20 protein-coding genes, 1 tRNA gene and 1 other RNA gene are annotated in these 24507 nt (G+C 53.1%); 10 read left to right on the top strand and 12 right to left on the bottom strand.

From position 1 onward, the window contains the following. Nucleotides 1-75 precede the first annotated feature (75 nt). Both M2403_RS00695 and M2403_RS00690 read right to left on the bottom strand, forming a co-directional pair. Complete coding sequence (locus tag M2403_RS00695; protein ID WP_165057103.1) at nt 76-960, bottom strand: MurR/RpiR family transcriptional regulator; 885 nt, start codon at nt 958-960, stop codon at nt 76-78. Between the two features lie 102 nt (nt 961-1062). After that, a complete protein-coding gene (locus M2403_RS00690; protein ID WP_152325898.1) occupies nt 1063-1935 on the bottom strand; it encodes an N-acetylmannosamine kinase in 873 nt (290 codons plus the stop codon). Between the two features lie 142 nt (nt 1936-2077). Between M2403_RS00690 and M2403_RS00685 the strand changes: the two genes are divergently transcribed. Beyond that, nucleotides 2078-2794: an N-acetylmannosamine-6-phosphate 2-epimerase gene (locus M2403_RS00685; protein ID WP_405047800.1), complete on the top strand. Its 717-nt coding sequence runs from the start codon at nt 2078-2080 to the stop codon at nt 2792-2794. 44 nt (nt 2795-2838) lie between these two features. Continuing rightward, nucleotides 2839-3729 carry a dihydrodipicolinate synthase family protein gene (locus tag M2403_RS00680; protein WP_165057106.1) on the top strand — a complete coding sequence of 297 codons (891 nt, stop codon included), beginning with the start codon at nt 2839-2841 and terminating at the stop codon, nt 3727-3729. 259 nt (nt 3730-3988) lie between these two features. On the opposite strand, the gene M2403_RS00675 is transcribed toward M2403_RS00680, so the two are convergent. The 4 genes from M2403_RS00675 to M2403_RS00660 are packed head-to-tail and all read right to left on the bottom strand — an operon-like array spanning nt 3989 to nt 8273. After that, nucleotides 3989-4918 carry an ROK family protein gene (locus M2403_RS00675; RefSeq protein ID WP_259228186.1) on the bottom strand — a complete coding sequence of 310 codons (930 nt, stop codon included), beginning with the start codon at nt 4916-4918 and terminating at the stop codon, nt 3989-3991. Further along, the gene (locus M2403_RS00670) at nt 4915-5781 is read right to left on the bottom strand and encodes an ABC transporter permease (RefSeq protein ID WP_259228184.1); all 867 of its coding nucleotides are present in this window, start codon (nt 5779-5781) and stop codon (nt 4915-4917) included. The genes M2403_RS00675 and M2403_RS00670 overlap by 4 nt, the downstream gene beginning before the upstream one ends. Further along, nucleotides 5781-6701 (bottom strand): ABC transporter permease, encoded by a 921-nt coding sequence (locus M2403_RS00665; protein ID WP_259228182.1) that lies wholly within the window; start codon nt 6699-6701, stop codon nt 5781-5783. The genes M2403_RS00670 and M2403_RS00665 overlap by 1 nt, the downstream gene beginning before the upstream one ends. 27 nt (nt 6702-6728) lie before the next feature. Next, entirely contained in the window at nt 6729-8273 is a 1545-nt protein-coding gene (locus tag M2403_RS00660; RefSeq protein WP_208951347.1) for an ABC transporter substrate-binding protein, read from the bottom strand. 224 nt (nt 8274-8497) lie between these two features. Between M2403_RS00660 and M2403_RS00655 the strand changes: the two genes are divergently transcribed. The 3 genes from M2403_RS00655 to M2403_RS00645 are packed head-to-tail and all read left to right on the top strand — an operon-like array spanning nt 8498 to nt 12905. After that, a complete protein-coding gene (locus M2403_RS00655; RefSeq protein ID WP_259228171.1) occupies nt 8498-9637 on the top strand; it encodes an ROK family transcriptional regulator in 1140 nt (379 codons plus the stop codon). A 12-nt stretch (nt 9638-9649) separates the two neighbouring features. Then, complete coding sequence (locus M2403_RS00650; RefSeq protein WP_259228169.1) at nt 9650-11083, top strand: M81 family metallopeptidase; 1434 nt, start codon at nt 9650-9652, stop codon at nt 11081-11083. Nucleotide 11084: 1 nt separating this feature from the next. Further along, nucleotides 11085-12905: an ABC transporter ATP-binding protein gene (locus M2403_RS00645; RefSeq protein ID WP_259228167.1), complete on the top strand. Its 1821-nt coding sequence runs from the start codon at nt 11085-11087 to the stop codon at nt 12903-12905. Nucleotides 12906-12960: 55 nt separating this feature from the next. Here the strand turns inward: M2403_RS00645 and M2403_RS00640 are convergent. The 4 genes from M2403_RS00640 to M2403_RS00625 all read right to left on the bottom strand — a co-directional run bounded on the left by M2403_RS00640 (nt 12961) and on the right by M2403_RS00625 (nt 14781). Then, a non-coding RNA gene (locus tag M2403_RS00640) (RtT sRNA) lies at nt 12961-13090 on the bottom strand. A 44-nt stretch (nt 13091-13134) separates the two neighbouring features. After that, nucleotides 13135-13219 (bottom strand) — tRNA-Tyr (locus tag M2403_RS00635). Nucleotides 13220-13421: 202 nt separating this feature from the next. Next, nucleotides 13422-14270, bottom strand: a complete 849-nt coding sequence (gene purU / locus M2403_RS00630) for a formyltetrahydrofolate deformylase (protein ID WP_101076920.1) — start codon at nt 14268-14270, stop codon at nt 13422-13424. A 46-nt stretch (nt 14271-14316) separates the two neighbouring features. Continuing rightward, on the bottom strand, nt 14317-14781 hold the full coding sequence (locus tag M2403_RS00625; protein WP_259228163.1) for a YchJ family protein: 465 nt from the start codon (nt 14779-14781) through the stop codon (nt 14317-14319). A 138-nt stretch (nt 14782-14919) separates the two neighbouring features. Between M2403_RS00625 and rssA the strand changes: the two genes are divergently transcribed. The 4 genes from rssA (at nt 14920) to M2403_RS00605 (ending at nt 19516) form a co-directional block, all read left to right on the top strand. Continuing rightward, on the top strand, nt 14920-15831 hold the full coding sequence (rssA, locus tag M2403_RS00620) for a patatin-like phospholipase RssA (protein WP_152325907.1): 912 nt from the start codon (nt 14920-14922) through the stop codon (nt 15829-15831). A gap of 96 nt (nt 15832-15927) precedes the next feature. After that, a complete protein-coding gene (rssB, locus tag M2403_RS00615) occupies nt 15928-16941 on the top strand; it encodes a two-component system response regulator RssB (protein ID WP_152325908.1) in 1014 nt (337 codons plus the stop codon). A gap of 214 nt (nt 16942-17155) precedes the next feature. Next, on the top strand, nt 17156-18499 hold the full coding sequence (locus M2403_RS00610) for a UDP-glucose/GDP-mannose dehydrogenase family protein (RefSeq protein WP_152325909.1): 1344 nt from the start codon (nt 17156-17158) through the stop codon (nt 18497-18499). A gap of 9 nt (nt 18500-18508) precedes the next feature. Beyond that, on the top strand, nt 18509-19516 hold the full coding sequence (locus tag M2403_RS00605) for an NAD-dependent epimerase (RefSeq protein WP_165057115.1): 1008 nt from the start codon (nt 18509-18511) through the stop codon (nt 19514-19516). 206 nt (nt 19517-19722) lie between these two features. Here M2403_RS00605 and hns read toward each other — a convergent pair whose 3' ends face one another. Next, nucleotides 19723-20130 carry a histone-like nucleoid-structuring protein H-NS gene (gene hns / locus M2403_RS00600; RefSeq protein ID WP_013575950.1) on the bottom strand — a complete coding sequence of 136 codons (408 nt, stop codon included), beginning with the start codon at nt 20128-20130 and terminating at the stop codon, nt 19723-19725. 615 nt (nt 20131-20745) lie between these two features. Between hns and M2403_RS00595 the strand changes: the two genes are divergently transcribed. Further along, nucleotides 20746-21354: a thymidine kinase gene (locus tag M2403_RS00595; RefSeq protein WP_165057117.1), complete on the top strand. Its 609-nt coding sequence runs from the start codon at nt 20746-20748 to the stop codon at nt 21352-21354. A gap of 119 nt (nt 21355-21473) precedes the next feature. Here the strand turns inward: M2403_RS00595 and adhE are convergent, their stop codons facing one another. After that, nucleotides 21474-24143: a bifunctional acetaldehyde-CoA/alcohol dehydrogenase gene (gene adhE, locus M2403_RS00590; RefSeq protein WP_152325912.1), complete on the bottom strand. Its 2670-nt coding sequence runs from the start codon at nt 24141-24143 to the stop codon at nt 21474-21476. Nucleotides 24144-24507 lie beyond the last annotated feature (364 nt).

The raw sequence follows: 24507 nt of genomic DNA, 5'->3' as shown, positions 1-24507 counted from the left end.
AGGATGGAGAGGTCACAAGGCGCGCTGAAAAAGGATCAGCGCGATGAAAGCCTGAAAATGCGGCAGGAAATGGTTTTAGCGGGCACCGTGCTGGCTGATGGCCTGCGTGGTTTTACGTTTGGTTTGCTCCGCCTGCACAGGATCGGCTTTCACCAGCAGCGCGTAAATCAGGTCGAGAACGAACAGTTGCGCGATTTTGGTGCCGATGGAGTCGCCCTGCAATTGACCCTGCTTGTTGCCGTTGATCAGCACGTAATCGGCCATGTCGGTGATGGGAGAACCGACATTATGAGTCAGCGCGACGGTGGCCGCACCGGCTTCTTTCGCCAGTTTCAGCGCATGTACCGTTTCGGCGGAGGTGCCGGAATGGCTGATGCCGATGGCGACATCGCCGGGCTTCATCAGCGAAGCCTGCATGTACATAAAGTGATTGTTGGTCGCTGCGTCAACACGCAGTCCGATACGCATCAGCTTGCTTTTCGCGTCTTCAGCGGTAATGCCTGAAGAGCCCAGCCCGAAAATACAAATCCGGTCGGCGGGGCGCATCAGCTTCACCACCTGTTCAACGTTTTCCAGCGACAGCAGATTGATGGTTTCGGTCAGCACGTTATTGATCGCTGACTGCAATCTTCCGGCAATCGCCTGCGGGCTGTCGGCGTCCTGAACATCGGCGTCCAGCAGGCTTTCTTCGGGATCCGGACGCGTCGCCACTTCGATCGCCAGATCCATTTTGAAATCCTGAAACCCTTTGTAACCCAGCGTGCGGCAGAAACGGATAATCGTGGCTTCACCGGCCTGCGTGAGGGTGGAAAGTTCAGCGAGGGAAAGTTGCGTGACTTTGGAAGGTTCGGCCTGAATATAAACCGCAATGCGCTGCGCGGAGCGGGTCAGGCTGTTTTGCATCGCCCCCAGAGCATCAAGAATTTTACCTGGTTTGAAATGTTGAGCACCCGTTTTCACGTGGACACCTCGGGGGAAAGAGTGACAGAAACAATGATTTAACCGGTGCACATCATTACATAGTTGGCTGACTCCGTGAAGCCTGATTACCGCCGTACGGGGCTACAATGTGGCTCTGGCCCATAACGCTGCACCGATTAAACCGCTGTCCTGCCGGTGATGCGCAGAGCGCAGCGCAACCCGGTAAATCGCCGGTAACTGGTTAAGCGCATGCGCCACTTTTTCCCGATACCCCTCCGCCAGCCCGACGCTGCCGCCCATCATGACGACGTCCAGATCCAGCGAAATATGCATATCAGCCAGCATTGACGCAACGGCGGCCGCCGAACGGCTGATCACCCGTTGCGCGTCGCCATTTCCCGCGCGGGCGCGTTCGAAAACCTGTTCCGCGCCCAGCGGTCTGGCGTTCTCCATCATCGCATGGCCGATGGCGGTACCCGATGCGACGCTTTCGACACAACCGCGACGCCCGCAGCCGCACAGCCCGCCTTGCGGATCAAACGCGGTATGGCCGATGTGCCCGGCCAGCCCGTTGCGGCCGGTTAATAATTTTCTGTTCCAGATAATTCCGCCGCCCACGCCGGTTGAGACGGTGACAAACAGTGCGTTATCGCAGGTTTCCTGCACGGCCTGATATTCCGCCCACGCCGCAGCCTGTCCGTCATTGAGTACCACATTCGGTAAATCCGCTACGGCGCGGATGCAGGCTTGTAAAGGAAACCCTGACAGCCCGCCGAGATTCCTCGGGTTCAGCGCAGTCAGCCGCCCCTGACTGATGATGCCGGTCGAGGCGACGGCAATCAGATCCACCCGGTTACGCCACGGGGTAATCAGCTTTTCCAGCGCGCCGGCTAACCCGGCGGCATCACCGTGGGGAGTGGCGATCTGCTGACGTTCCGACAGCGTGCCGTCTTGCGCTACTATGGCCGCCGCAATTTTTGTCCCGCCAATATCCAGTGCTAACACGTTTCCCATCTGCGTTTTCCTCATAAAACTGAATGCCGGTCACTAACATGAAGCGGTAACGGCGATTTGCGTCATTGCGCCCTGAGAACAAAAGATCTACCATGATTGGAGTTATACTTCATTTAAAATTTAATATTGGAGTTTTAGGTTCATGGTAAAGACAAAAGTGCGCAACATGAATGATCTCCTGATCCTGCTGGACAAAGGGCTGATCGTTTCCTGCCAGCCGGTGCCCGGCAGTGCCATGGACAAACCGGAAATCGTCGCCGCGATGGCGTGTGCGGCGCTCGACGGCGGGGCGGTGGCGCTGCGCATTGAAGGCATCCGCAACATTGAAGCGGTGCGCCGGGCCACGGATGCGCCGGTTATCGGCATCATCAAACGTGACCTGCCGGATTCTGACGTGCGGATCACGCCGTGGCTGGAAGATGTTGACGCGCTGAGCGCCGCCGGAGCCGACATTATTGCTTTTGACGTCACACAGCGTTTTCGCCCCGTGCCGGTTGAGGCGTTGTATCAGCGCGCCCGCGAAGCCGGATGCCTGACGATGGCCGACGCATCATGTCTCGAAGATGGTCTTCTGGCGCAAAAACTGGGCTGTGATTTTATCGGCACCACGCTCTCGGGCTATACCCAAACGGCAGTGCCCGAAGCACCGGATATTGCGCTGGTCCGCGCACTGGCGCAGGCCGGATGCCGGGTGATTGCCGAAGGTCGTTATAACTCCCCCGCGCTGGCCGCTGAAGTAATGGCAGCGGGCGCTTACGCCGTTACCGTCGGTTCTGCCGTGACGCGTATCGAACATATTTGCGGCTGGTTTTGTAAAGCCATTGCGCAAAATGAACAGAACAAACTGACCGGTTTCTGAGAAAACGGACTGATTCCCTTAACTTCCCATTGATGAGAAAGCACATGAAAAAATTAACAGGTCTGATTGCTGCTCCACACACGCCATTTGATGCGCAGGGTGAGGTGAATTTTCCGGTCATCGATCAGATAGCGGAACATCTGGTGAACGATGGCGTGAAGGGCGTTTACGTCTGCGGAACCACCGGTGAAGGTATTCACTGTTCAGTTGAAGAACGCAAAAAAATCGCCGAACGTTGGGTAAAAGCGGCGCAGGGAAAATTAAGCATTACGCTGCACACCGGCGCACTCAGTATTAAAGACGCAGTGGAATTATCGCGTCACGCCGAATCGCTGGACATTTTTGCCACGTCGGTTATCGGGCCGTGCTTCTTTAAACCGGCAAACGTGGATGACCTGATTGATTACTGTCAGGCGATAGCATCGGCGGCACCGTCGAAAGGTTTCTATTATTACCATTCCGGCATGTCTGGCGTGAATCTGGATATGGAACAGTTCCTGATCAAAGGCGGATCCAAAATCCCGAACCTGTCTGGCATTAAATTCAACAGCGCAGATTTGTATGAATTCCAGCGCTGCCAGCGTGTGAGTGGCGGTAAATTCGATATCCCGTTTGGCGTCGACGAACACCTCCCCGGCGGTCTGGCTGTCGGTGCCATCGGCGCAGTCGGCAGCACCTATAACTACGCCGCGCCGCTGTTCCATAAAATCATTGATGACTTTAACGCCGGAAATCAGACCGCCGTCCGTCAGGGCATGGATCGCGTTGTAGCCCTGATTCGCGTACTGGTGGAATTCGGCGGTGTCGCCGCAGGCAAAGCCGCGATGAAACTGCACGGCATCGACGCCGGCAACCCGCGCCTTCCGCTGCGCGCACTGACCCGGGAACAAAAACAAACCGTCGAAAACCGCATGCGTGATGCATTAAGTTTATAAAAAATAAGAAAGGACATGACCCACCAGCGATCTAAAAATGGCGCGCTCAAAATCCTGCTGAGCGGAGCGGCTTCGAGACCTATGGCTTGAAGACCGGGCGAAGGAAGCACGCAGTGCCTGGATTTGCGCCACCTGCAAATTTGCCAGAACATGTCCGTCGTCCCAGCGATAGCACGTTGTTTAAGAGCCGGAGATTCTAAAGAGGCGCGGCGGCTGGCGCCTCTTTAGGCCAGTTTGGGTGGCAACCCGGGGTCTTGACTTAAGACCCGATCCTTCCCATCACCGATGCCCCCACCAGCCCGCCAGCTGTCAGAAATTTCCCCGGTACCAGCAGTGTCTCCGCATAATTATGTAAAACACCTTTACGCACAGCCTGATCCAGCGCCGCAATCAGCGCCGTCGCAGACGCCAGGCCCCCGCCCGCGACAATCCGTGAAGGACCGAGAATATTCACCAGCAGCGCCAGCGGTTCGGATACGATTTGCAGCCAGGCGTTTACCGTCAGCCCGCAGTCCGCATTACCGGTTTGCCAGCCGCTGACGATCTCCAGACTGGTTTTATCCTGCTGATGGAAATGCTTATGCAGGCGCTCAAGGCCGCGCGCGGCACCCAGCATGTCGAGGCAACCGGTCTGACCGCAGCCGCATTTGAGACGCGGAACGGCGTAGGTTTCTCCGTCAATCATGACTTCGGTGCGCGTGATAGCGCCGTGTCCCCATTCGCCGGTGACGCCACCGTGGCCGCGAACCAGATGGCCGTTAATCACCACGCCGCCGCCGACGCCGGTACCCAGAATAATCGCCACAACCACCGCATGATTTTGCGCGTTTCCGGCGTGGGCTTCGGCCAGTGCAAAACAGTCGGCGTCGTTGGCGGCGGTGACCGGGCGGTTCAGCGCCGCGCTCAGGTCTTTCGCCAGCGAGCGTCCGGTGAAGGCCGGAATATTGGTCGCCAGCAGTTCGCCGGTTTGCGGAGAAACCAGCCCGGCAGTGGAGATCGCCAGCGGGGTTGATGCGGGTAAATTACCGCCAAACTGCGTAATGAAGTTTTGCATCGCCGTCACGAAATCATCCCACGACGAAACGGGTGTCGGCACTTTGCCGCATTCTTCCACTTCGCCGGAAGTGTGTGAAACGCCAAACTTAATAAATGAACCGCCGATATCGGCGCAGAAAACTGCAGAACTCATGAGCGTGTGTCCAGTAAGTCGCGCAGCCCGTCGCCCAGTACGTTAAAACCAAGCACGGTCAGCATAATGGCCAGACCCGGGAACAGCGAAAGGTAAATATTTATGCCGAGGAAGTTACGGCCATCGCTCATCATGGTACCCCATTCCGGCATCGGCGGCTGCACGCCCAGACCCAGAAATGAGAGGCTGGCGGCGGCGAGAATGACGGTGCCCGCGGTCAGCGTCGATTGCACAATGATCGGGCCGATGGCGTTACGCAGAATGTAATGGACAATAATCCGGTAATTCGACAACCCCAGCGCCTGCGCGGCTTCGACGTATTCCATCTGCTTTAAACCGAGCGTGAGGTTACGGCTCAGACGCGCATAGACCGGAATGGCGAACAGCGAAATGGCGATCAGTAGATTGACCAGCCCGCCGCCGAGAATGCTGACCACCAGAATCGCCAGCACGATGCCCGGAAACGCAAACAGCATGTCCATAAACCACATGATGATCATGTCGGTATAACGACCGGCCATACCGGCAATAATCCCTAACGGAATGCCGATAATCATTGCCAGCCCGACGCTCAGCACCACTTCGACAATGGAAATCCGCGCGCCGTAAATGACGCGGGCAAAGATATCGCGGCCATAATCGTCGGTGCCAAACCAGTGATCGGCGTTCGGCGCGAGCAGGGTATCAATCAGATCCTGTGCATAAGGATCGTGGCGGGCGATCAGCGGCGCGAATAACCCCATCAGGACGACCAGGCCGACAATCAGGCCGCCGAGCATCACCGCAGGATGACGCCAGCACCAGCGAAACAACCGCAGCGTGCGCGGTTTGCGACGGGGTAATTGCGTGATAATGGCAGACATTAGTCGAACCTTATTTTTGGATTCAGGAAGGCTATCAGTAATTCACCGAGCAGGTTCATCACCACCACGCCGCAAACGGCCACCAGCGCGACACCCTGGATCACCGGATAATCTCGATAGCGCACGGAATCGACCAGCAAACGGCCAATGCCCGGCCAGTTGAAGACGGATTCCGTGACCACCGCGCCACCAATCAGACTGCCGAAATTGAGCGCCACAATGGTGACAATCGGGATCAGTGCGTTGCGAAAGGCGTGGCTGCAATAAACCGTGGTGGCGGATAACCCTTTGGCGCGCGCGGTGCGGATGTAATCTTCCGACAATACGTCGAGCATGCTCGAACGTGTCATGCGTGCCATCACGGCCATTGGTAAAACCGCCAGCGTGACCGAGGGCAAAATATAGCTTTTCCACGACGTGGCGCCGAGCAGCGGCAGCCAGCCGAGATTCACCGAAAAGGTATTCATTGCCATCAGACCGAGCCAGAAGTTGGCGACAGACGCACCGGCAATCGCCAGCAGCATCACGCCAAAATCCGGCCAGCGGTTGCGGTAAACCGCGCCTGTCATGCCCGCCGGAACGCCAATCGCTACCGCCAGAAAATATGACAGCACGGCGAGCATCAGGGTGTACGGCATACGCTCGCCGATTTCCTGCGTCACCGGTTGTTGCGACTGCAACGAGACGCCAAGATTGCCGTGCAGCACGTTACCGGCAAAATGCAGATATTGCGTGACCAGCGGCTGATCCAGTCCGAGGCGCACGCGCATGGCGTCCACCGCTTCCTGTGTGGCTTCAGGCCCGGCCATCAGGCGTGCCGGATCGCCCGGCAGCGCACGGATGGACACAAAAATCAGCATCGACACCCCGATCAGAATGATCGGGAAAGCGATAAGTTTTTTGGCAAGATAGGCTTTCATCACTCATTTCCACCGTAAATGACGCTGTTATTTTTTCTGTGCGTCTTTGACCACGATCTGACCGCCCGGAATCATCGTCACGCCGGAAATCCCGGTGCCGGTGGCGTACAAATCATTCTGGTAATACAGCAAGACCTGCGGCGCCTGCTGGTTGATTTCTTTCTGCGCCTCCACGTAAATCGCATTGCGGGTATTTTCATCCAGCGTTGACGCGGCTTTATCTAACATTTCATCGAGTTTCGGATCATTAAAGAAGCCGAGATTTGCGCCGCCCGGTGCAAAGCTTTTGCTGTAATACAGCGGACGAAGTTGCAGATCTGCGCCGTTCGCGCCGGAAGACCATGACGCCAGAATTGCGCCGGTGTTATCGGCTTTTTTTCCGGCCTGATCGGCAAATGCGGCTTTGGTCCACACGCCGCTTTCCATAATGCGCACGTCCAGTTTCACGCCAATTTTCGCCCACATGCTTTGCAGCACCTGGCCGATCCGCGCGTCCTGACCTTGCACCGCAATCGACATGCTGAATCCGTCAGCGACACCGGCTTCTTTTAACAGCGCTTTGGCTTTGGCGAGATCCAGAGGATACGGGTTCAGCGTTTTATCATAACCGGCGGTAACCGGTGCCAGCGGGGAATTCGCCGGTTGCGCGAAGCCGGACATGATGGCGCGCACCAGCCCGTCGCGGTCGGTGGCGTAGTTCAGCGCCTGACGGACGCGAACGTCGCTAAGCGGTTTGAGATCGGTGTTGAGCGCGACCCAGAACACGGCGGCACCCGGACTTTCGTGCAGGCTGAATTTCGGATTGTTTTTCAGTACGCGGGCGAACTGCGGCGGCACCGGGTTGATGACGTCGGTTTCACCGGCCTGCAACGCCATGTTCATGACTGACGGTTCGGCGCTCCACGTCCATTTGATGTCGTCCGGCCCGGCGGCTTTATCACCCCAGTAGCCCGGATATTTTTCTTCCAGCACGAATTCGCCGGTTTTGTACTGCACCATTTTGTACGGGCCGGTGCCGACGGCTTTGCTGTCGAGCGTGCCGGTTTTATCCGCCGCCGGGCTGACCATCAGACACGCGCCGGTGGTGAGTAAATTCAGGAAGGCCGGATACGGTTTTTTGAGTTTGAAGACAACAGTGGATTCGTCGGTTTTGGTCACGCTCTCGAGGAAGGTGCGCAGACGTCCGCTGGCGGCCAGCCCGCGTTTGGTGTCGAGATGGCGGGCGAAGTTGGCGACCACAGCGTCGGCATTAAACGGCGTGCCGTCGTGGAATGTTACACCGCTGCGCAGTTTGAATGTCCAGACCAGACCGCTTTCATCGCTGCTCCATGAGGTGGCGAGCGCGGCTTCCGGTTTCAGCTGAGGCGACATGCGCAGCAGACCTTCGTACATCGGATCCAGCACCGTGCCGGTAAACGTGGCGGTCTGGTTGCCCGGGTCCATGCTGCGCGGCGCTTCGTTTTGCATCACGTTCAGCGTGGCGGCGACAACCGGCAACGAAAACGCGGCGAGAAGGGCGCTGCTCAGCAGTGATAACTGCACGGGACGCCGGATGTAACGGGTAATCTTCATGTTCTGCCCTCTGCGTGAAAAATCGGATTAAGTGGCTCTGGCTACGTCGTTTTATTGCGTTATTCGACAGGTCACATTACAAGACATTTTTTAACAAATAGTTCATATGAAATACTTATATCGAAACATTTAGTTTATTTTGTGAACTAATTGGCATTGATATATCCATTTTTACCGTTTAATGTCAATGCAGATGAGCCAAAACTGAGAGCAGCGAAACGAATATGCTAACAACTTTGCAACGTCAGATATTGGGGGCGGTCAATGCCTCCGGCGGCATCAGCCGCACAGAGCTGGCGCAGCTTTCGGGAATGAGCAAGGCGGCGATAGGCGGCGTTGTTCGCGAGATGATCGACGCCGGTTTTCTGCATGAAGCCGAAACGGTGCCCGGCAGCGGGCAGGGAAGGCCGTCGGTGCGCCTAGTGGTTCACCCGGACGGCGCGTGGTTTGCGGGGGTTTCTTTGCTGCAAAATCCGGCGCAGATGGCGCTGATCAATCTGCACGGTGAAATTCTCTCACGGGTGTCATTTGCGGCTGATTCCGACCCGCAGCGGCTGGCAGAAAACATCGCACAGGCGCTGCCGGACTTGCTTGAACCGCATCCTGAAGCGGCCAAAAAAATGGTCGGGCTCGGGGTGACGTTATCGGGCCTGATTGATGAACATCAGTCCACCTGCGTGCAGTCGGCGCTGCTGGGCTGGCGCGATGTGCCGCTGGCGAAGCTGATTTCGCAGGCCACCGGCATGGATGTGGCGATTGAGAACGATGCCAAAGCGCTGGCGGTGAGTGAGAAAAACTTCGGTCAGGCGCGTGATCTGAGCAGTTTTACGCTGGTCAGCCACGGTGCGGGGATCGGCAGCGCGCATTTCATTGCCGGAAAACTGCACCGCGGGCTGCACGGCGGTGCCGGGGAAATTGCCCACTGCACGCTGGAGCTCAACGGTTCGCCGTGCCGCTGCGGAAAGCGCGGTTGTCTGGACACGCTGGCTTCACTCAATGCGATTGCTGAAATGGCCAGATCCGAAGGGCTGGATGCCACCACCATCGGCGGGCTGGAACAACAGGCGATGCAGGGCGTCAGCGCGGCGATCCGCATTTTGCATCGCGCCGGTTCTGCGCTCGGCCTGGCGATATCCCATCTTATTCAGATTATCGACCCGGACATGATCCTGATTGCCCATCAGGACGCGGATTTTTCCGGCCTGTTTGGCACCGTGGTTCAGCAATCTATCGAAGCCAACGTGTTGCCGGGTAACGCCGGGAAAACGCCGGTTCGCACTTTCACCCTAAACGACGACACCTGGGCGCGCGCGGCGGCAAGCATTGCTGCGCACCGCTTTCTTGTCGGCCTGAAGCCAGTCTGAGGAATCATCAACATGCGTATAGCTGTCAGCGGTATTCATATTGAATGCAGCACTTACAACCCGGTTCTCAACGAGGAAAAGGATTTCACTGTTGTTCGTGACGCGCAGCTGCTGGCGTCGCCGCGTTTTCGTTTCCTGCAAGATTATCCGGCGACGTTTTTGCCGACAATCCACGCCCGCGCCATTGCCGGCGGGCCGGTCGCGCGGGCGACTTACGACAAATTCAAAGCGGAAATGCTGGCCGGGCTGGAAGCGCAAAAACCGTTTGATGGCCTGTATCTGGCGATGCACGGCGCGATGTATGTCGAGGGGCTGGAAGATGCGGAAGGCGACTGGATTGCCGCTGCGCGCAAAGCCGTCGGGCCGGACTGCCCGATCAGCGTCAGTTACGATTTGCACGGCAATGTTTCGCAGCGAATTATCGATGCGATTGATATGTTTTCGACGTACCGCACCGCGCCACACATCGACGTGGAAGAAACCATGCGCCGCTCGGTTGCCATGTTAGTGAAACATCTGCAAACCGGCGAAAAACCGACGCTGCTGTGGGTGCCGGTGCCGGTTGTGCTGCCGGGCGAACGCACCAGCACGGAAGATGAACCGGCGAAAAGTTTGTATGCCCGTCTGCCGGAAATGGATGAAGTGGACGGCGTGTGGGACAGTTCGCTGATGGTCGGTTACGTCTGGGCCGATGAACCGCGTGCGACGGCGGCGGTGATCATGACCGGTACTGACCGTGCTGCGCTCGAAGTTCAGGCAACAACTCTGGCGCAGGCTTACTGGGATGCGCGTGAAGATTTCGTGTTCGGTTGTGAAACCGATACGGTGGAAGCCTGCGTGCGCAAAGCGATTGCCTGTGAAACCCGTCCGGTGGTGCTGGCAGATTCCGGCGATAACCCGACCGGCGGCGGCGTCGGTGATCGTGCGGACGTGTTGCAGGAATTGATCAAACAGTATGCGCAAAATGTGGTGGTAGCCGGGATTGCTGACGCGCCTGCGACCGACGCGGCGTTCAACGCCGGTGTGGGATCGGTATTAACGCTGACGCTGGGCGCTTCGCTGGATCACTCCAGCCCGCAGGTGAAAGGCGAGTTTGAGGTGATTTTCCTGCTCGATGCGCTGGCACCGGCTGACCGTCAGGCGGTATTGCGAACTGGCGGCATTGACGTGGTCGTGTCGGCGCGCCGTCGTCCGTATCACAACATCAGCGATTTCACAGTCCTGGAGCTGGATCTGCATACCGCGGATATCGTGGTGGTGAAATCCGGTTATCTGTCGCCGGAGCTGGCGCCGATTGCCAGCCCGAATCTGATGGCGCTGTCAAACGGCGTGGTCGATCAGTTCGTCGAACGTCTTCCGCGTAACCGCAAGGCGCGTAAAACTTTCCCGTTCGACCGCGATTTCAGCTATGTGCCGCAGGTTCAGCTGTCGGCAAGGAGCAAATAAGATGAACGAGCCGCAAAACCGTCAGCCCGTGCTGAGCGTTAAGCATCTGACCACGTCCTTTCGCGGGGAAGACGACTGGCTGCCGGTGGTGCGCGATTTGTCGTTTGACGTCTATCCCGGCGAAACGCTGGCGATTGTCGGCGAATCCGGCTCGGGAAAAAGCGTTACATCGCTGTCGGTGATGCGTTTGCTCAAGGCGCAAAGCAGCCAGATTGAAGGAGAAGTACGGCTGAATCAGCGCAGTTTGCTGGCGTTATCGGATAAGGAGATGCGTGATATTCGCGGCAATGAGATGGCGATGATTTTTCAGGAACCAATGACGTCGCTCAATCCGACGTTCAGCATCGGGCGGCAAATTGCCGAAAGCCTGAAACGTCACCGGGGAATGTCCTCTTCTCAGGCACGGGCGGAAACGCTGAAACTGCTGGAGAAGGTGCGCATTCCCAATGCGGCAAAACGGTTTGATGAGTATCCGCATCAGTTTTCCGGCGGGATGCGTCAGCGCGTGATGATTGCCATGGCGCTTGCGCTGAAACCCAAACTGCTGATTGCCGATGAACCGACAACGGCGCTGGACGTGACGATTCAGGGACAGATTCTGGACTTGATCAAAACGTTGCAGGAAGAAGAGGGCATGGCCGTTTTGTTTATCACGCACGATATGGGCGTGGTGGCGGAAATCGCCGACCGGACGCTGGTGATGTACCGCGGCGAAGCGGTGGAAAGCGGGGCGACGGAGGATATTTTCCATCGCCCGCAACATCCTTATACCCGTGCGCTGCTGGCCGCCGTGCCCAAACTCGGATCGATGCGCGGCCGCGACTGGCCGCTGCGTTTCCCGCAAATCAATCTGCAAACCGGTGAGGCGAATACGCCTCAGGAAGTGGCCGGAACGGTCGATGCCGGGCTGACGCCGCTGCTATCGGTGAAGAATCTGAGCGCGCGTTTTCCCGTATATGGGGGCGTATTCAGCCGTCAGGTCGGCGCGGTTCACGCGGTTGAAAACGTCAGCTTCGAATTATTCCAGGGCGAAACGCTTTCACTGGTCGGGGAATCCGGCTGCGGAAAATCGACGACCGGCCGCGCCGTGACGCGTTTGCTGAAGCCGCACAGCGGCGCGATTAATTTCGACGGTTTTGATGTGATGAATCTGGGTAAACGCGATATTTTGCAAATGCGTCAGCGCATCCAGATGATTTTTCAGGATCCGTTTGCCAGCCTGAATCCGCGTATGCGCATTGGCGACGCGCTGATCGAACCAATGCTGCAACACAAACTGCATAACCGCAGCGATGCGCGGGAAAAAGCGGCGTCGCTGATGCAAAAAGTCGGGTTGTCGCCGGATATGTTGCGTCGCTTTCCGCATGAATTTTCCGGCGGTCAGCGTCAGCGAATTTGTATCGCCCGTGCGCTGACGTTGGATCCCAAAGTGATTGTGGCCGACGAGTCGGTTTCCGCGCTGGATGTGTCGGTGAAAGCGCAGGTGGTTAATCTGCTGCTCGATTTGCAGGAAAGCATGAATCTGTCGTATCTGTTTATTTCGCACGATATGGCGGTGGTGGAACGGGTCAGTCATCGCGTGGCGGTCATGTATCTGGGGGAAATTGTTGAGATCGGCCCGCGTGCGGCGATATTCGATAATCCACAGCATCCGTATACGCGCAAACTGATGGCGTCAGTGCCGGTGCCGGATCCGTCGCGCAGAATTTTGAAACGGCAGATGCAGGTCGATGAGCTGAAAAGCCCGGTGCGCGATAATGGTTTTATTCCGCCGCAAAGGCAGTATCAGGAAGTATCAGCAGGACATTTTGTTCAGGTTTGAATTGGAATCTGGAAAGGTGCTTTTGGGAGAAGAGACTCAGGGATGAGTCTTGAGATGGTGGTGGGGGAAGGATGACTCGGCCTGCGGCCTCGCCCTTCGGGCCGTTGCTGCGCAACGTTGTCTCGCTTCGCTCGGCTCGAACCTTCGGGTCGAAGATTCTCTATCCTTCCCGGCTTGTGCTTTATTTGATTTTTGGTTTTTACCGGAAGGCAAAGCGAACTACTTGAGATGGTGGTGGGGGAAGGATTCGAACCTTCGAAGTCGATGACGGCAGATTTACAGTCTGCTCCCTTTGGCCGCTCGGGAACCCCACCACAATTTTCGTGGTATTTACTCTTTTAAAATCATCATGCGCTACATGGATGATTTCTCGTTACAGCGGTTAGCTGCGAACGGGGCGCATAATACCAAATGAAACGGATGTGTAAAGCGCTGAAAGCGATAAAAAAGTTCGTTTGCGGTTTTTTTGCCCTTAACGGTGCTTCTCTGAGCGAAAAGCACCGTCAGGCGCGCGGATTACAGAATAACGGTGCGGTTACCGTAAACAAATACCCGCTGCGCCAGCACGCGGTATAACGCGCGGCTGAGCACATTTTTCTCAACGTCCCGGCCAGCACGCATCATATCTTCAGCGGTATAGGTGTGATCGACGTTGATAACGTCCTGCATGATGATCGGACCTTCGTCCAGATTGTCATTAACGTAGTGCGCCGTGGCACCAATCAGTTTCACGCCACGCTCGTAAGCCTGATGATACGGACGTGCACCGATAAACGCCGGCAGGAACGAGTGGTGAATGTTGATCACCTGATGCGGGTAATGCTGGACGAAACCTGGCGTGAGGACGCGCATGTATTTCGCCAGAACCACATAATCAGGCTGGTATTGATCGATTTGCGCAATCATGGCGCTGTCATGTTGTTCGCGGGTCAGGCCATCGTGGCTGACCAGATGGAACGGAATATCAAAACGCTCAACCAGTGTTTGCAGCGTATCGTGGTTACCGATAACCGCGGCAATTTCCACATCCAGACCGCCGTAAGCCGCTTTCATCAGCAGGTCACCCAGACAATGCGCTTCTTTGGTGACCAGAATCACGATGCGGCGACGCCCGGTGCTGTTGAGTTCACGCACTGAACCGGCAGGCAGCGCGCTGTCCAGATCGGCGAGCAACGTGTTGTCGTTGAAGATCCCTTCCAGCTCGGTACGCATGAAGAAGCGTCCGGTGCGGTGATCCACAAATTCGTTGTTTTGCACGATGTTGAGTTCGTGTTTATAGCAAATGTTGGTGATTTTGGCGATCAGACCTTTTGCGTCAGGGCAAATGGTGCGTAACACCTTAGTTTGTACGTTCTGTTGCGGCATGAGGGTGTGGATCCTGTCGAATTCTCGTATTAATTAAGCAGCCGGTTTATTTACCGCAGCACTTCTTATATTTTTTACCCGATCCGCACGGGCAGGCGTCATTGCGGCCTGTCTGCGGTTTAATTCCGTCGATATAGTACCAGCGATCTTTCAAACGAAGAAATCGCGAGCGTTCATGGATGAGATGAACTTTTTCATTATCGGGCTCGGTGAAACGCGCCGCAAACTCGACAAAGCCTTCGTTTTCATCACGTCCGTCCTGCGACGCAATAACCTGCAATCCTTGCCAGTGCGTATTGGCGAAGCCTTCCTGTAAACTGCTGCGCCATTGTTCGGGCTGACAGTCCGGATGCCAGGTGGCGATCAGATAACTCGCATTTTGCATTGCATACGCAGTGTACCGTGAACGCATCAAGGCAGACGGAGTGGGCGCCACTTTTGTCTCGGAAAGGTATGGCTGGCAGCATTCTTCATAGGAAAGGTTGCTGCAACAAGGGCAAAGTTGTGACACGGGAACTCCTGAATCGGCTGCCGGTGCGCAGGTTGCGCTATTGAATGCACCAAAGTGATATGTTACCTAACAAACTTGCCGGGTGACAACGCGCTTCCCGGCCGATTCTTCACTATTGCGTAATATTAAGGTCATCAGATGAGCAGAAAAGTCACCATTGGCCTCGCGTTAGGCTCCGGCGCAGCAAAAGGATGGGCACATATCGGGGTGATCAATGCCCTTAAAGACATGGATATCGAAGTCGATGTGGTGGCCGGATGTTCCGTCGGTGCGCTGGTGGGCGCGGCGTATGTCAGTGGCCGGTTGCCGTCGATGGAAAGCTGGGTGCGTTCGTTCAGTTACTGGGACGTACTGCGGCTGATGGATTTCTCCTGGAAACGCGGTGGCCTGTTGCGCGGCGAACGTGTGTTTAACGCCGTCGGGCAGATTATCCGCATCACGGATTTCGAAAAGTGTTCGAAGAAATTCGGCGCGGTGGCGACAAATCTGAGCACCGGGCGAGAACTGTGGCTGACCAAAGGGGATTTGCCTGAGGCAGTTCGCGCGTCCTGTAGCATGCCAGGCCTGCTGGCACCGGTGTGGCATAACGGTTACTGGCTGGTCGATGGCGCGGTGGTGAATCCGGTGCCAATCTCGCTGACCCGCGCTTTGGGGGCGGATATTGTGATTGCCGTCGATTTGCAGCATGACGCCCATCTGATGCAGCAAGATTTACTGACCGTACAACCTACGGGCGAAGCACTGGATACTGAGAAAGATCTGAGCTGGCGTGACAGAATTCGTCAGCGCCTGACCCGGCCAAACGCGCGAAAACCGAATGTCAGCCCGTCGGCGATGGAGATTATGTCCACCTCCATTCAGGTGCTGGAAAACCGGCTCAAACGTAACCGTATGGCAGGGGATCCGCCGGATGTGCTGATCCAGCCTTATTGTCCGCAAATCTCGACGCTGGATTTTCACCGCGCTGAAGAAGCGATTGAGGCCGGACGCCTCGCCGTTGAAAAGCAAAGAGAGCATTTGCTGCCCCTGATAAAAAATAGACAGTTCTGAATGGTTTAAAATGTGATTGCCGGAATCTGACAATTCTGCCAAGCAGAAACAGGCTTTATGAGCCACTATTAGAATAAGAAATTCTGGGGGACCCTGATGGACAAGCCACTTACAAGCAAGCATATTCTCATCGTTGAAGACGAAGCGGTTTTTCGATCTATCCTTGCTGGTTATGTAAGTTCCCTGGGTGCCACCTTTACAGAAGCGCAAAATGGGCTGGAGGCGTTGTCTCTGGTCGAAGATTATCCCCCTGATCTCATCCTCTGCGATTTAGCGATGCCCGAAATGGGTGGCATGGAGTTTGTCGAAAACTTAAGATTGCAGGGCAATAAAATCCCCGTTCTGGTGATCTCCGCGACCGATAAAATGACCGACGTGGCGTCGATGCTGCGGCTTGGCGTCGAAGATGTTCTGCTCAAACCGATTAACGATCTTCAGCGTTTACGCGAGGCGCTGCTCTCTTCTTTATATCCCAAACTGTTTTCTTCGCAGGCGATGGAGGAGAGTTCGCTGGTCCAGGACTGGGAAGCGCTGTGCCGTAATCCCAACGAGGCACAGCGTTTATTGCAGGAGCTGCAGCCACCGGTTCAGCAAACGCTGGCGCATTGCCGGATTAATTACCGGCAACTGACCACGGCGGATAAACCGGGTCTGGTGCTCGATATTGCGGCGCTGTCTTCGAAAGATTTGGGTTTTTATTGCCTGGATGTGACGCGTGCAAATGAAAATGGCGTTCTCGCGGCATTATTACTGCGCGCTATTTTCAACAGTTTGTTGCGGGAACATTTGAGTAATCAGCATCAGCGTTTACCGCAAATGTCGACGTTACTCAAACAAGTGAATCATGTATTCAAACAAGCCAATCTCGACGGACAATTTCCGTTATTGCTGGGTTATTATCACGCTGAACAAAAAAACCTCATTCTGGTGTCTGCAGGATTACACGCTAACGTAAATACCGGGACAAATATGATACAGCTCAGTAATGGCGTTCCGCTGGGCACCACCGGCGCAACGTATTCCAATCAGATCAGTCAGCGTTGTGAGGCGTGGCAGTGTCAGGTGTGGGGATCGGGTGGACGTCTGAGATTAATGCTCTCAGTTGAGTGAGCAAATTCTGACGCATTAATAACAATGCCTTCATAATATTGAGTATTTTTTCCGCAGGTTATTTTGCCTTTCTATTTTATCCCCTTCTTCTAAGACCTATCTTATGCAAAATATGCCTTTCCAGCGGCACGCGCGGCTGAAACTGGTATAATCCTGTTCGGAATTTTGGCTGTCTATTTTGCGTTGATTATAAATAACAAATAGGAATTCGCTGATGAAAGTAACAGTTTTTGGTATCGGTTACGTCGGACTTGTTCAGGCGGCGGTTCTTGCTGAAGTCGGGCATGAAGTATTGTGCATCGATGTTGATGCTAAAAAGGTAGAAAACCTGAAAAATGGGCAGATCCCAATTTTCGAACCAGGTTTAACGCCGCTGGTTCAGCAGAACTATGAAGCGGGGCGTTTGTTGTTCAGCACCAATGCGGCTGAAGGCGTGGCGCACGCAACGGTTCAGTTTATTGCTGTCGGTACACCTCCGGATGAAGATGGCTCCGCAGACTTGAAATATGTGACTGCTGTGGCGCGCACCATTGCCGAGCACATGACTGAACCTAAAGTGGTCATTGATAAGTCCACCGTTCCTGTTGGCACCGCCGATAAAGTTCGCGCCGTGATGACGGAGAAACTAAAAGAACGCGGTGTTGATATCGATTTTAACGTGGTGTCCAACCCTGAATTCCTCAAAGAAGGCGCGGCAGTGGCTGACTGTATGCGACCTGAGCGTATCGTTATTGGCACGGATAATCCGGATGCCATTGACCCTATCCGCGAGCTGTACGAGCCGTTCAACCGCAATCACGATCGTATGATCCTGATGGATATCCGCAGCGCAGAGCTGACCAAATACGCTGCAAACTGTATGCTGGCAACCAAAATCAGCTTTATGAATGAGATGTCCAATCTGGCCGAAATGTTGGGTGCAGATATCGAAAAAGTGCGTCAGGGCATTGGTTCTGATTCCCGCATTGGTTACCACTTTATTTATCCTGGCTGCGGTTACGGCGGTTCCTGTTTCCCGAAAGACGTTCAGGCGCTGATCCGTACAGCTGAACACATTGGCTACCAGCCAAAACTGCTTCAGGCCGTTGAGCAGGTCAATTATCAGCAAAAATATAAATTGCCAACGTTCATTCAGCGCCACTTTGGTGATGATCTGAAAGGCAAAACATTTGCGCTTTGGGGCCTGTCATTCAAACCAAATACCGACGACATGCGTGAAGCATCCAGCCGTGTATTAATGGAACAGCTTTGGGCTGCCGGTGCAAAAATCAAAGCGTATGACCCGGAAGCGATGAATGAAACTCAGCGTATTTACGGTCAGCGTGACGATCTGGAATTGATGGGGACAAAAGAGTCCGCATTACAAAATGCCGATGCGTTGATTATTTGTACCGAGTGGCAGAATTTCCGCGCGCCAGACTTTGATGCCATTAAAAAGGCATTGAAAGAGCCGGTCATTTTTGACGGTCGTAATTTATACGATCCGGAACGTTTGGAAAAACGTGGATTTACTTACTATGGCATTGGCCGTGGTGCATCAATCAATCCCGTTTTGTAAGGAGACTTCATGAAATATCTGGTAACCGGCGCAGCGGGCTTTATTGGGTTCTTTGTGTCACAACGTTTGCTGGCGGCAGGCCATTCAGTTGTCGGTCTTGATAATCTGAATGACTATTATGACGTCAATCTCAAACTTGCCCGGCTCGCTCAGCTTGAGAATAAAGACGGCTTTACCTTTATTAAGCTGGATTTGGCTGACCGTGAAGGTATGGCGGCATTGTTTGCAGAACAGCGTTTTGAGCGCGTTATTCATTTGGCTGCGCAGGCTGGTGTCCGATATTCCATCGAAAACCCTTTAGCGTATGCCGATTCTAACCTCATCGGTTTTGTTAACGTTCTTGAAGGTTGTCGTCATAATAACGTCGGGCATTTGTTGTATGCCTCTTCCAGCTCGGTTTATGGCCTGAACAAAAAACAGCCTTTCTCGACGGAAGATTCTGTAGATCATCCGGTTTCATTATATGCCGCGACCAAAAAAGCCAACGAATTAATGGCTCACACTTATTCACATCTTTATGGCATTCCTACGACCGGATTACGATTCTTTACCGTATACGGTCCGTGGGGCCGGCCGGATATGGCATTGTTTAAATTTACCAAAGCCATGATAGCCGGGCAGAGCATTGATGTTTATAACCGCGGCGAAATGTACCGTGACTTCACTTATATCGATGATATCGCCGAATCGATTGTGCGCTTGCAGGATGTTATCCCGCAGCCTGATGCAGAGTGGACGGTAGAAGACGGTTCTCCGGCAAGCAGCTCTGCGCCATACGCTGTTTATAATATCGGTAATAACAATCCGGTTAAGCTGATGACGTATATCAGCGCGCTGGAGAAGGCTCTGGGCACGGCGGCGGATAAAAACCTGCTGCCAATGCAGCCAGGTGATGTAAAAGACACCAGCGCTGATACAGCGCCGTTGTATAAGGCTATTAACTTTAAGCCTGAAACACCGGTAGAGCAGGGCGTGCAGAATTTTGTCGATTGGTATCGCGGGTTCTATCAGGTCTGAGTATGTTTTTTCACTGAAGGCTGCCCGCGGGCGGCCTTTTTTATGAATTCAGCTTATTCTGATGGTTATTTAATCATCCTAATTTACTGCTTAGCATAGTTTTAAAAGCGTGAATTGCGAATGAGAAAACGCGCGATTTTAAAAGTAAAAAAAGCCCGTCAGTGATGACGGGCTTTTTGTATTAACATTGCTGTTAATAAGGGCAATTACAGCAGGAAATCGTCCAGTGATTTACCTTGCTCTTCGATTGCTTTCTTGATTACAGCAGGAGTACGGCCCTGGCCGGTCCAGGTTTTGTTTTCGCCGTTCTCATCAACGTATTTGTATTTAGCAGGACGTGCTGCACGTTTTGCTTTACCGGTTGCTTTAGTAGCAGCCATAGTTTGCAGCAATTCGTTAGGATCAATACCGTCAGCAATCAGCATTTCGCGATATTGTTGCAGTTTACGTGTGCGCTCTTCAATCTCAGCAGCTGCCTGAGAATCTTCTTCGCGACGCTCGTTCACAACAACTTCTAATTTTTCCAGCATCTCTTCCAGAGTTTCCAGAGTGCATTCTCTTGCTTGCGCACGCAGAGTACGGATGTTGTTCAGAATCTTTAATGCTTCGCTCATTATACTAGTCTCGAATTATATTGGTGGGGGGCGTTTGGTTAATAATAGAATGCTCTTTGCTATTCTGCAATAGCCAATTTGTTTGCCTGACCTTAATTTACGCATTTAAAGCAAACAATGTTTATCGTATCAAAATATAGTTGGGGCCAGACCGGCTATTTATCTGGGGGTCATAACCCGCGTTTCAATACTTTGCCAGGGGTTATTGTTGCTTTTCATAAGGAGTTTTATAAGCATGCGATTGTTCACAAAATTAAAGGATAAGTGAAGACATTCAATGTAAAGATATGGCAAAAGAGAGCGCGAAGATCCTGCGCGGTGAATGATCAATACATTGGATCTCCATGGGATCACCCATTAATGTATAGACAATTCAATTATGCCGATCCTGTAACATATAAGGAGTACATCCGCCGGTAATGAGTAACGTTAACTAATTATCATCTAATGCTTTTATAATCTCTGTTTGTAAGTTTCTGTGTTTTTTTCAAATGCAATGTCACATCGACCGGAAGGGGAGAATCCCTTTCTACTTATTGTTATAGGCTGGCTGGCGTGTGGTACAATAGCCGCCGAAATTTTATGCCATCCAATACAATATGGGGTCACTGTTTCATGGCTCAGCTTTATTTTTATTACTCGGCAATGAATGCCGGTAAGTCTACCTCGTTGTTGCAATCTTCATATAATTATCAAGAACGTGGTATGCGTACGCTGGTACTGACTGCTGAATTAGATCATCGTTTTGGCGTCGGGAAAGTCAGCTCCCGTATCGGGCTGTCGTCCGATGCAGAGCTTTATAATAAAGACACTGAGCTCTTTAATCTGATAGCGCAGGAGAACCGCTCACAGCGTCTGAGCTGCGTTTTGATAGATGAGTGCCAGTTCCTTACCAAGTCGCAGGTATCGCAGCTCACAGACGTTGTAGATGATCTGGATGTTCCTGTGCTTTGTTATGGGCTGCGGACGGATTTCCGTGGCGAGCTTTTTGAGGGCAGTGAATATTTACTGGCCTGGGCGGACAAGCTGGTTGAGCTCAAAACGATTTGCCATTGTGGCCGTAAGGCAAACCGTAATCTGCGTTTAGATGAAAATGGCAACGCGCTTCACGATGGCGCGCAGGTTGTTATTGGCGGGGATGAAAGTTACGTTTCAGTGTGCCGTAAGCATTACAAAGAGGCGATGGCAGCTATTGACACGAAGGATGACCTAACGTCCGTCTGAGGCCATTACAGCTCGTCTGGAAAGGGTGATGTCGTCAGGATAAACCGTTTAGCCAACTTTGTTCCCTGAAATAAAAAACCCGCCTTCCGGCGGGTTTTTTATTTCAGAATCTCAGCAGATTATTTTTTGCTGGTTTTCTTCTCAGCTTTAGGCGCTGCAACAACCACTTCTTCAGCAACTTCTTCGCTGAATTCGCGACCGTAGTAGGTATCCATCAGAATCTGTTTCAGTTCTGCAATCAGAGGGTAACGTGGGTTAGCACCGGTACACTGATCATCGAACGCATCTTCAGACAGTTTATCTACTTTAGCCAGGAAGTCTGCTTCCTGAACGCCAGCTTCACGGATAGACGTTGGGATGCCGAGTTCCGCTTTGATTTCATCCAACCAGTTCAGCAGTTTTGCAATTTTCTGTGCAGTACGGTCACCAGGAGCACCCAGACCCAGATGGTCAGCGACTTCTGCGTAACGACGACGCGCTTGCGGGCGGTCATACTGACTGAAAGCAGTCTGTTTAGTTGGGTTATCGTTGGCGTTATAGCGAATCACGTTAGAAATTAACATGGCGTTAGCAAGGCCGTGCGGGATATGGAACTCAGAACCCAGTTTGTGGGCCATTGAGTGGCAAACCCCCAGGAAGGCGTTGGCAAACGCGATACCCGCGATAGTTGCCGCATTGTGAACACGTTCACGAGCAACTGGGTTTTTAGCACCGTCTTTGTAGCTGGCTGGCAGGTTTTCTTTCAGCAATTTCAGGGCCTGCAGAGCCTGACCGTCAGAATATTCGTTAGCCAGTACAGAAACGTAAGCTTCAAGTGCGTGAGTCACCGCATCCAGACCACCGAAGGCGCACAGTGATTTAGGCATGTTCATGACGAGGTTTGCGTCAACGATAGCCATATCAGGTGTCAGCGCATAGTCAGCCAGTGGATATTTCTGACCGGTTGCATCGTCGGTGACAACAGCGAACGGAGTCACTTCAGAACCTGTACCGGAAGTGGTGGTGACGGCAATCATTTTCGCTTTCACGCCCATTTTCGGGAATTTGTAGATACGTTTACGGATATCCATAAAGCGCAGCGCCAAATCTTCAAACTGAGTGTCCGGGTGTTCGTACAGAACCCACATGATCTTCGCGGCGTCCATTGGGGAACCGCCACCCAGAGCGATGATAACGTCTGGTTTGAAGGAATTCATTTGCTCAGCACCTTTACGAACGATGCTCAGAGTTGGATCCGCTTCAACTTCGAAGAACACTTCAGTTTCAATGCCGTGACCTTTCAGAACGCTGGTGATCTGGTCAGCATAGCCGTTGTTGAACAGGTAACGGTCAGTCACGATGAAAGCGCGTTTCGCTCCATCCGTTGCCACTTCTTCCAGCGCGATTGGCAGTGAGCCACGGCGGAAGTAGATTGATTTCGGAAGTTTATGCCACAACATGTTTTCTGCTCGCTTCGCTACAGTTTTCTTGTTGATCAAGTGTTTAGGACCGACGTTTTCAGAGATGGAGTTACCACCCCATGAACCGCAACCCAGCGTCAGAGACGGAGCAAGTTTGAAGTTATACAGGTCACCGATACCACCCTGTGAAGCCGGGGTGTTGATCAGGATACGTGCGGTTTTCATTTTGTTGCCAAAATAATTCACACGTTCTGGTTGGTTGTCCTGGTCTGTGTACAGACAAGATGTGTGGCCGATACCGCCCATTTCTACCAGTTTCTCAGCTTTGTTTACCGCATCTTCGAAATCTTTAGCACGGTACATTGCCAAGGTAGGGGACAGTTTTTCGTGTGCAAACGGTTCAGATTCGTCAACAACGCTGACTTCGCCGATTAACACTTTGGTGTTAGCAGGAACTTTGATGCCGGCCATTTCAGCAATTTTCACTGCTGGCTGACCTACGATAGCAGCGTTCAGACCACCATTTTTAAGGATGATATCAGAAACCGCTTTCAGCTCTTTGCCCTGCAGCATGTAGCCGCCGTGGGAAGCAAAACGTTCACGAACTGCATTATAAGCAGAATCAACGACGATAATGGACTGTTCAGAAGCACAGATTACGCCGTTATCGAAGGTTTTAGACATCAGAACAGAAGCGACAACACGTTTGATGTCGGCAGTTTCGTCAACAACAACTGGGGTGTTACCTGCACCTACACCGATCGCTGGTTTACCAGAGCTGTATGCGGCTTTAACCATGCCAGGACCACCGGTTGCCAGAATCAGGTTCAGGTCAGGGTGATGCATTAATTGGTTAGACAGTTCTACACTTGGTTCATCAATCCAGCCAATGATGTCTTTTGGTGCACCTGCAGCGATAGCGGCTTGCAGCACGATATCAGCAGCTTTGTTGGTCGCATTTTTTGCACGTGGGTGCGGGGAGAAGATGATGCCGTTACGGGTTTTCAGGCTAATAAGCGCTTTGAAAATCGCAGTAGAAGTTGGGTTGGTGGTTGGAACGATACCGCAGATCAGGCCGATTGGCTCAGCGATAGTGATGGTACCGAAAGTATCATCCTGACCCAGAATGCCACAGGTCTTTTCATCTTTGTAAGCATTGTAGATATATTCAGAGGCGAAGTGGTTTTTGATCACTTTGTCTTCGACGATACCCATTCCGGATTCTTCAACAGCCAGTTTGGCAAGGAGAATTCGAGAATCGGCAGCAGCCAGGGCGGCGGCAGCGAAAATCTTATCTACTTGTTCTTGACTGAAGTTGGCATATTCGCGCTGTGCCTTCTTGACTCGTGCTACGAGTGCGTTTAGTTCAGCGACATTTGTTACAGCCATAATGCTCTCCTGATAAAGTTAAACTCTTTTAGTAAATAATCTGCCAAAGACTAGTATAGACCTGCTATCAGTCACCGTGAGAAACTAATTAATGCTAAAGATCTCAATGTGTTGTCTTTGTCTCTTTATTTGCTCAAAGAGCTTTCAGTTGTGAAGCACCGGGTAAAGTCGATATCTTTTAAATCGCCTCTATCACTGAACGTTTTGTCTTCAAGTAACGCTGAGTGACTATGTACTGAGCTTACCTATTTGTAGGCAAGGTGAATTTGATCTGGATCACTGAATACCGATGCTGACACCATTCAGCAGTGTGTTGTTGAGAATGATTATCAAATTTACCCATGGATAATACAGTTTAGTAGCT

Source organism: Rahnella sp. BIGb0603 (assembly GCF_024808755.1).
Classification (GTDB): Bacteria; Pseudomonadota; Gammaproteobacteria; order Enterobacterales; family Enterobacteriaceae; genus Rahnella; species Rahnella contaminans.
Note: the sequence above shows the minus strand (reverse complement) of the source record. Positions and strands in the feature narration are given on the sequence as shown.

Excerpts from the sequence above, each read along its gene's own strand:
- M2403_RS00690 (WP_152325898.1), bottom strand. The coding sequence starts at position 1,935 with ATGGGAAACGTGTTAGCACTGGATATTGGCGGGACAAAAATTGCGGCG.
- M2403_RS00685 (WP_405047800.1), top strand. The coding sequence starts at position 2,078 with ATGGTAAAGACAAAAGTGCGCAACATGAATGATCTCCTGATCCTGCTG.
- M2403_RS00680 (WP_165057106.1), top strand. The coding sequence starts at position 2,839 with ATGAAAAAATTAACAGGTCTGATTGCTGCTCCACACACGCCATTTGAT.
- M2403_RS00675 (WP_259228186.1), bottom strand. The coding sequence starts at position 4,918 with ATGAGTTCTGCAGTTTTCTGCGCCGATATCGGCGGTTCATTTATTAAG.
- M2403_RS00670 (WP_259228184.1), bottom strand. The coding sequence starts at position 5,781 with ATGTCTGCCATTATCACGCAATTACCCCGTCGCAAACCGCGCACGCTG.
- M2403_RS00665 (WP_259228182.1), bottom strand. The coding sequence starts at position 6,701 with ATGAAAGCCTATCTTGCCAAAAAACTTATCGCTTTCCCGATCATTCTG.
- M2403_RS00660 (WP_208951347.1), bottom strand. The coding sequence starts at position 8,273 with ATGAAGATTACCCGTTACATCCGGCGTCCCGTGCAGTTATCACTGCTG.
- M2403_RS00655 (WP_259228171.1), top strand. The coding sequence starts at position 8,498 with ATGCTAACAACTTTGCAACGTCAGATATTGGGGGCGGTCAATGCCTCC.
- M2403_RS00650 (WP_259228169.1), top strand. The coding sequence starts at position 9,650 with ATGCGTATAGCTGTCAGCGGTATTCATATTGAATGCAGCACTTACAAC.
- M2403_RS00645 (WP_259228167.1), top strand. The coding sequence starts at position 11,085 with ATGAACGAGCCGCAAAACCGTCAGCCCGTGCTGAGCGTTAAGCATCTG.
- purU (WP_101076920.1), bottom strand. The coding sequence starts at position 14,270 with ATGCCGCAACAGAACGTACAAACTAAGGTGTTACGCACCATTTGCCCT.
- rssA (WP_152325907.1), top strand. The coding sequence starts at position 14,920 with ATGAGCAGAAAAGTCACCATTGGCCTCGCGTTAGGCTCCGGCGCAGCA.
- rssB (WP_152325908.1), top strand. The coding sequence starts at position 15,928 with ATGGACAAGCCACTTACAAGCAAGCATATTCTCATCGTTGAAGACGAA.
- M2403_RS00610 (WP_152325909.1), top strand. The coding sequence starts at position 17,156 with ATGAAAGTAACAGTTTTTGGTATCGGTTACGTCGGACTTGTTCAGGCG.
- M2403_RS00605 (WP_165057115.1), top strand. The coding sequence starts at position 18,509 with ATGAAATATCTGGTAACCGGCGCAGCGGGCTTTATTGGGTTCTTTGTG.
- hns (WP_013575950.1), bottom strand. The coding sequence starts at position 20,130 with ATGAGCGAAGCATTAAAGATTCTGAACAACATCCGTACTCTGCGTGCG.
- M2403_RS00595 (WP_165057117.1), top strand. The coding sequence starts at position 20,746 with ATGGCTCAGCTTTATTTTTATTACTCGGCAATGAATGCCGGTAAGTCT.
- adhE (WP_152325912.1), bottom strand. The coding sequence starts at position 24,143 with ATGGCTGTAACAAATGTCGCTGAACTAAACGCACTCGTAGCACGAGTC.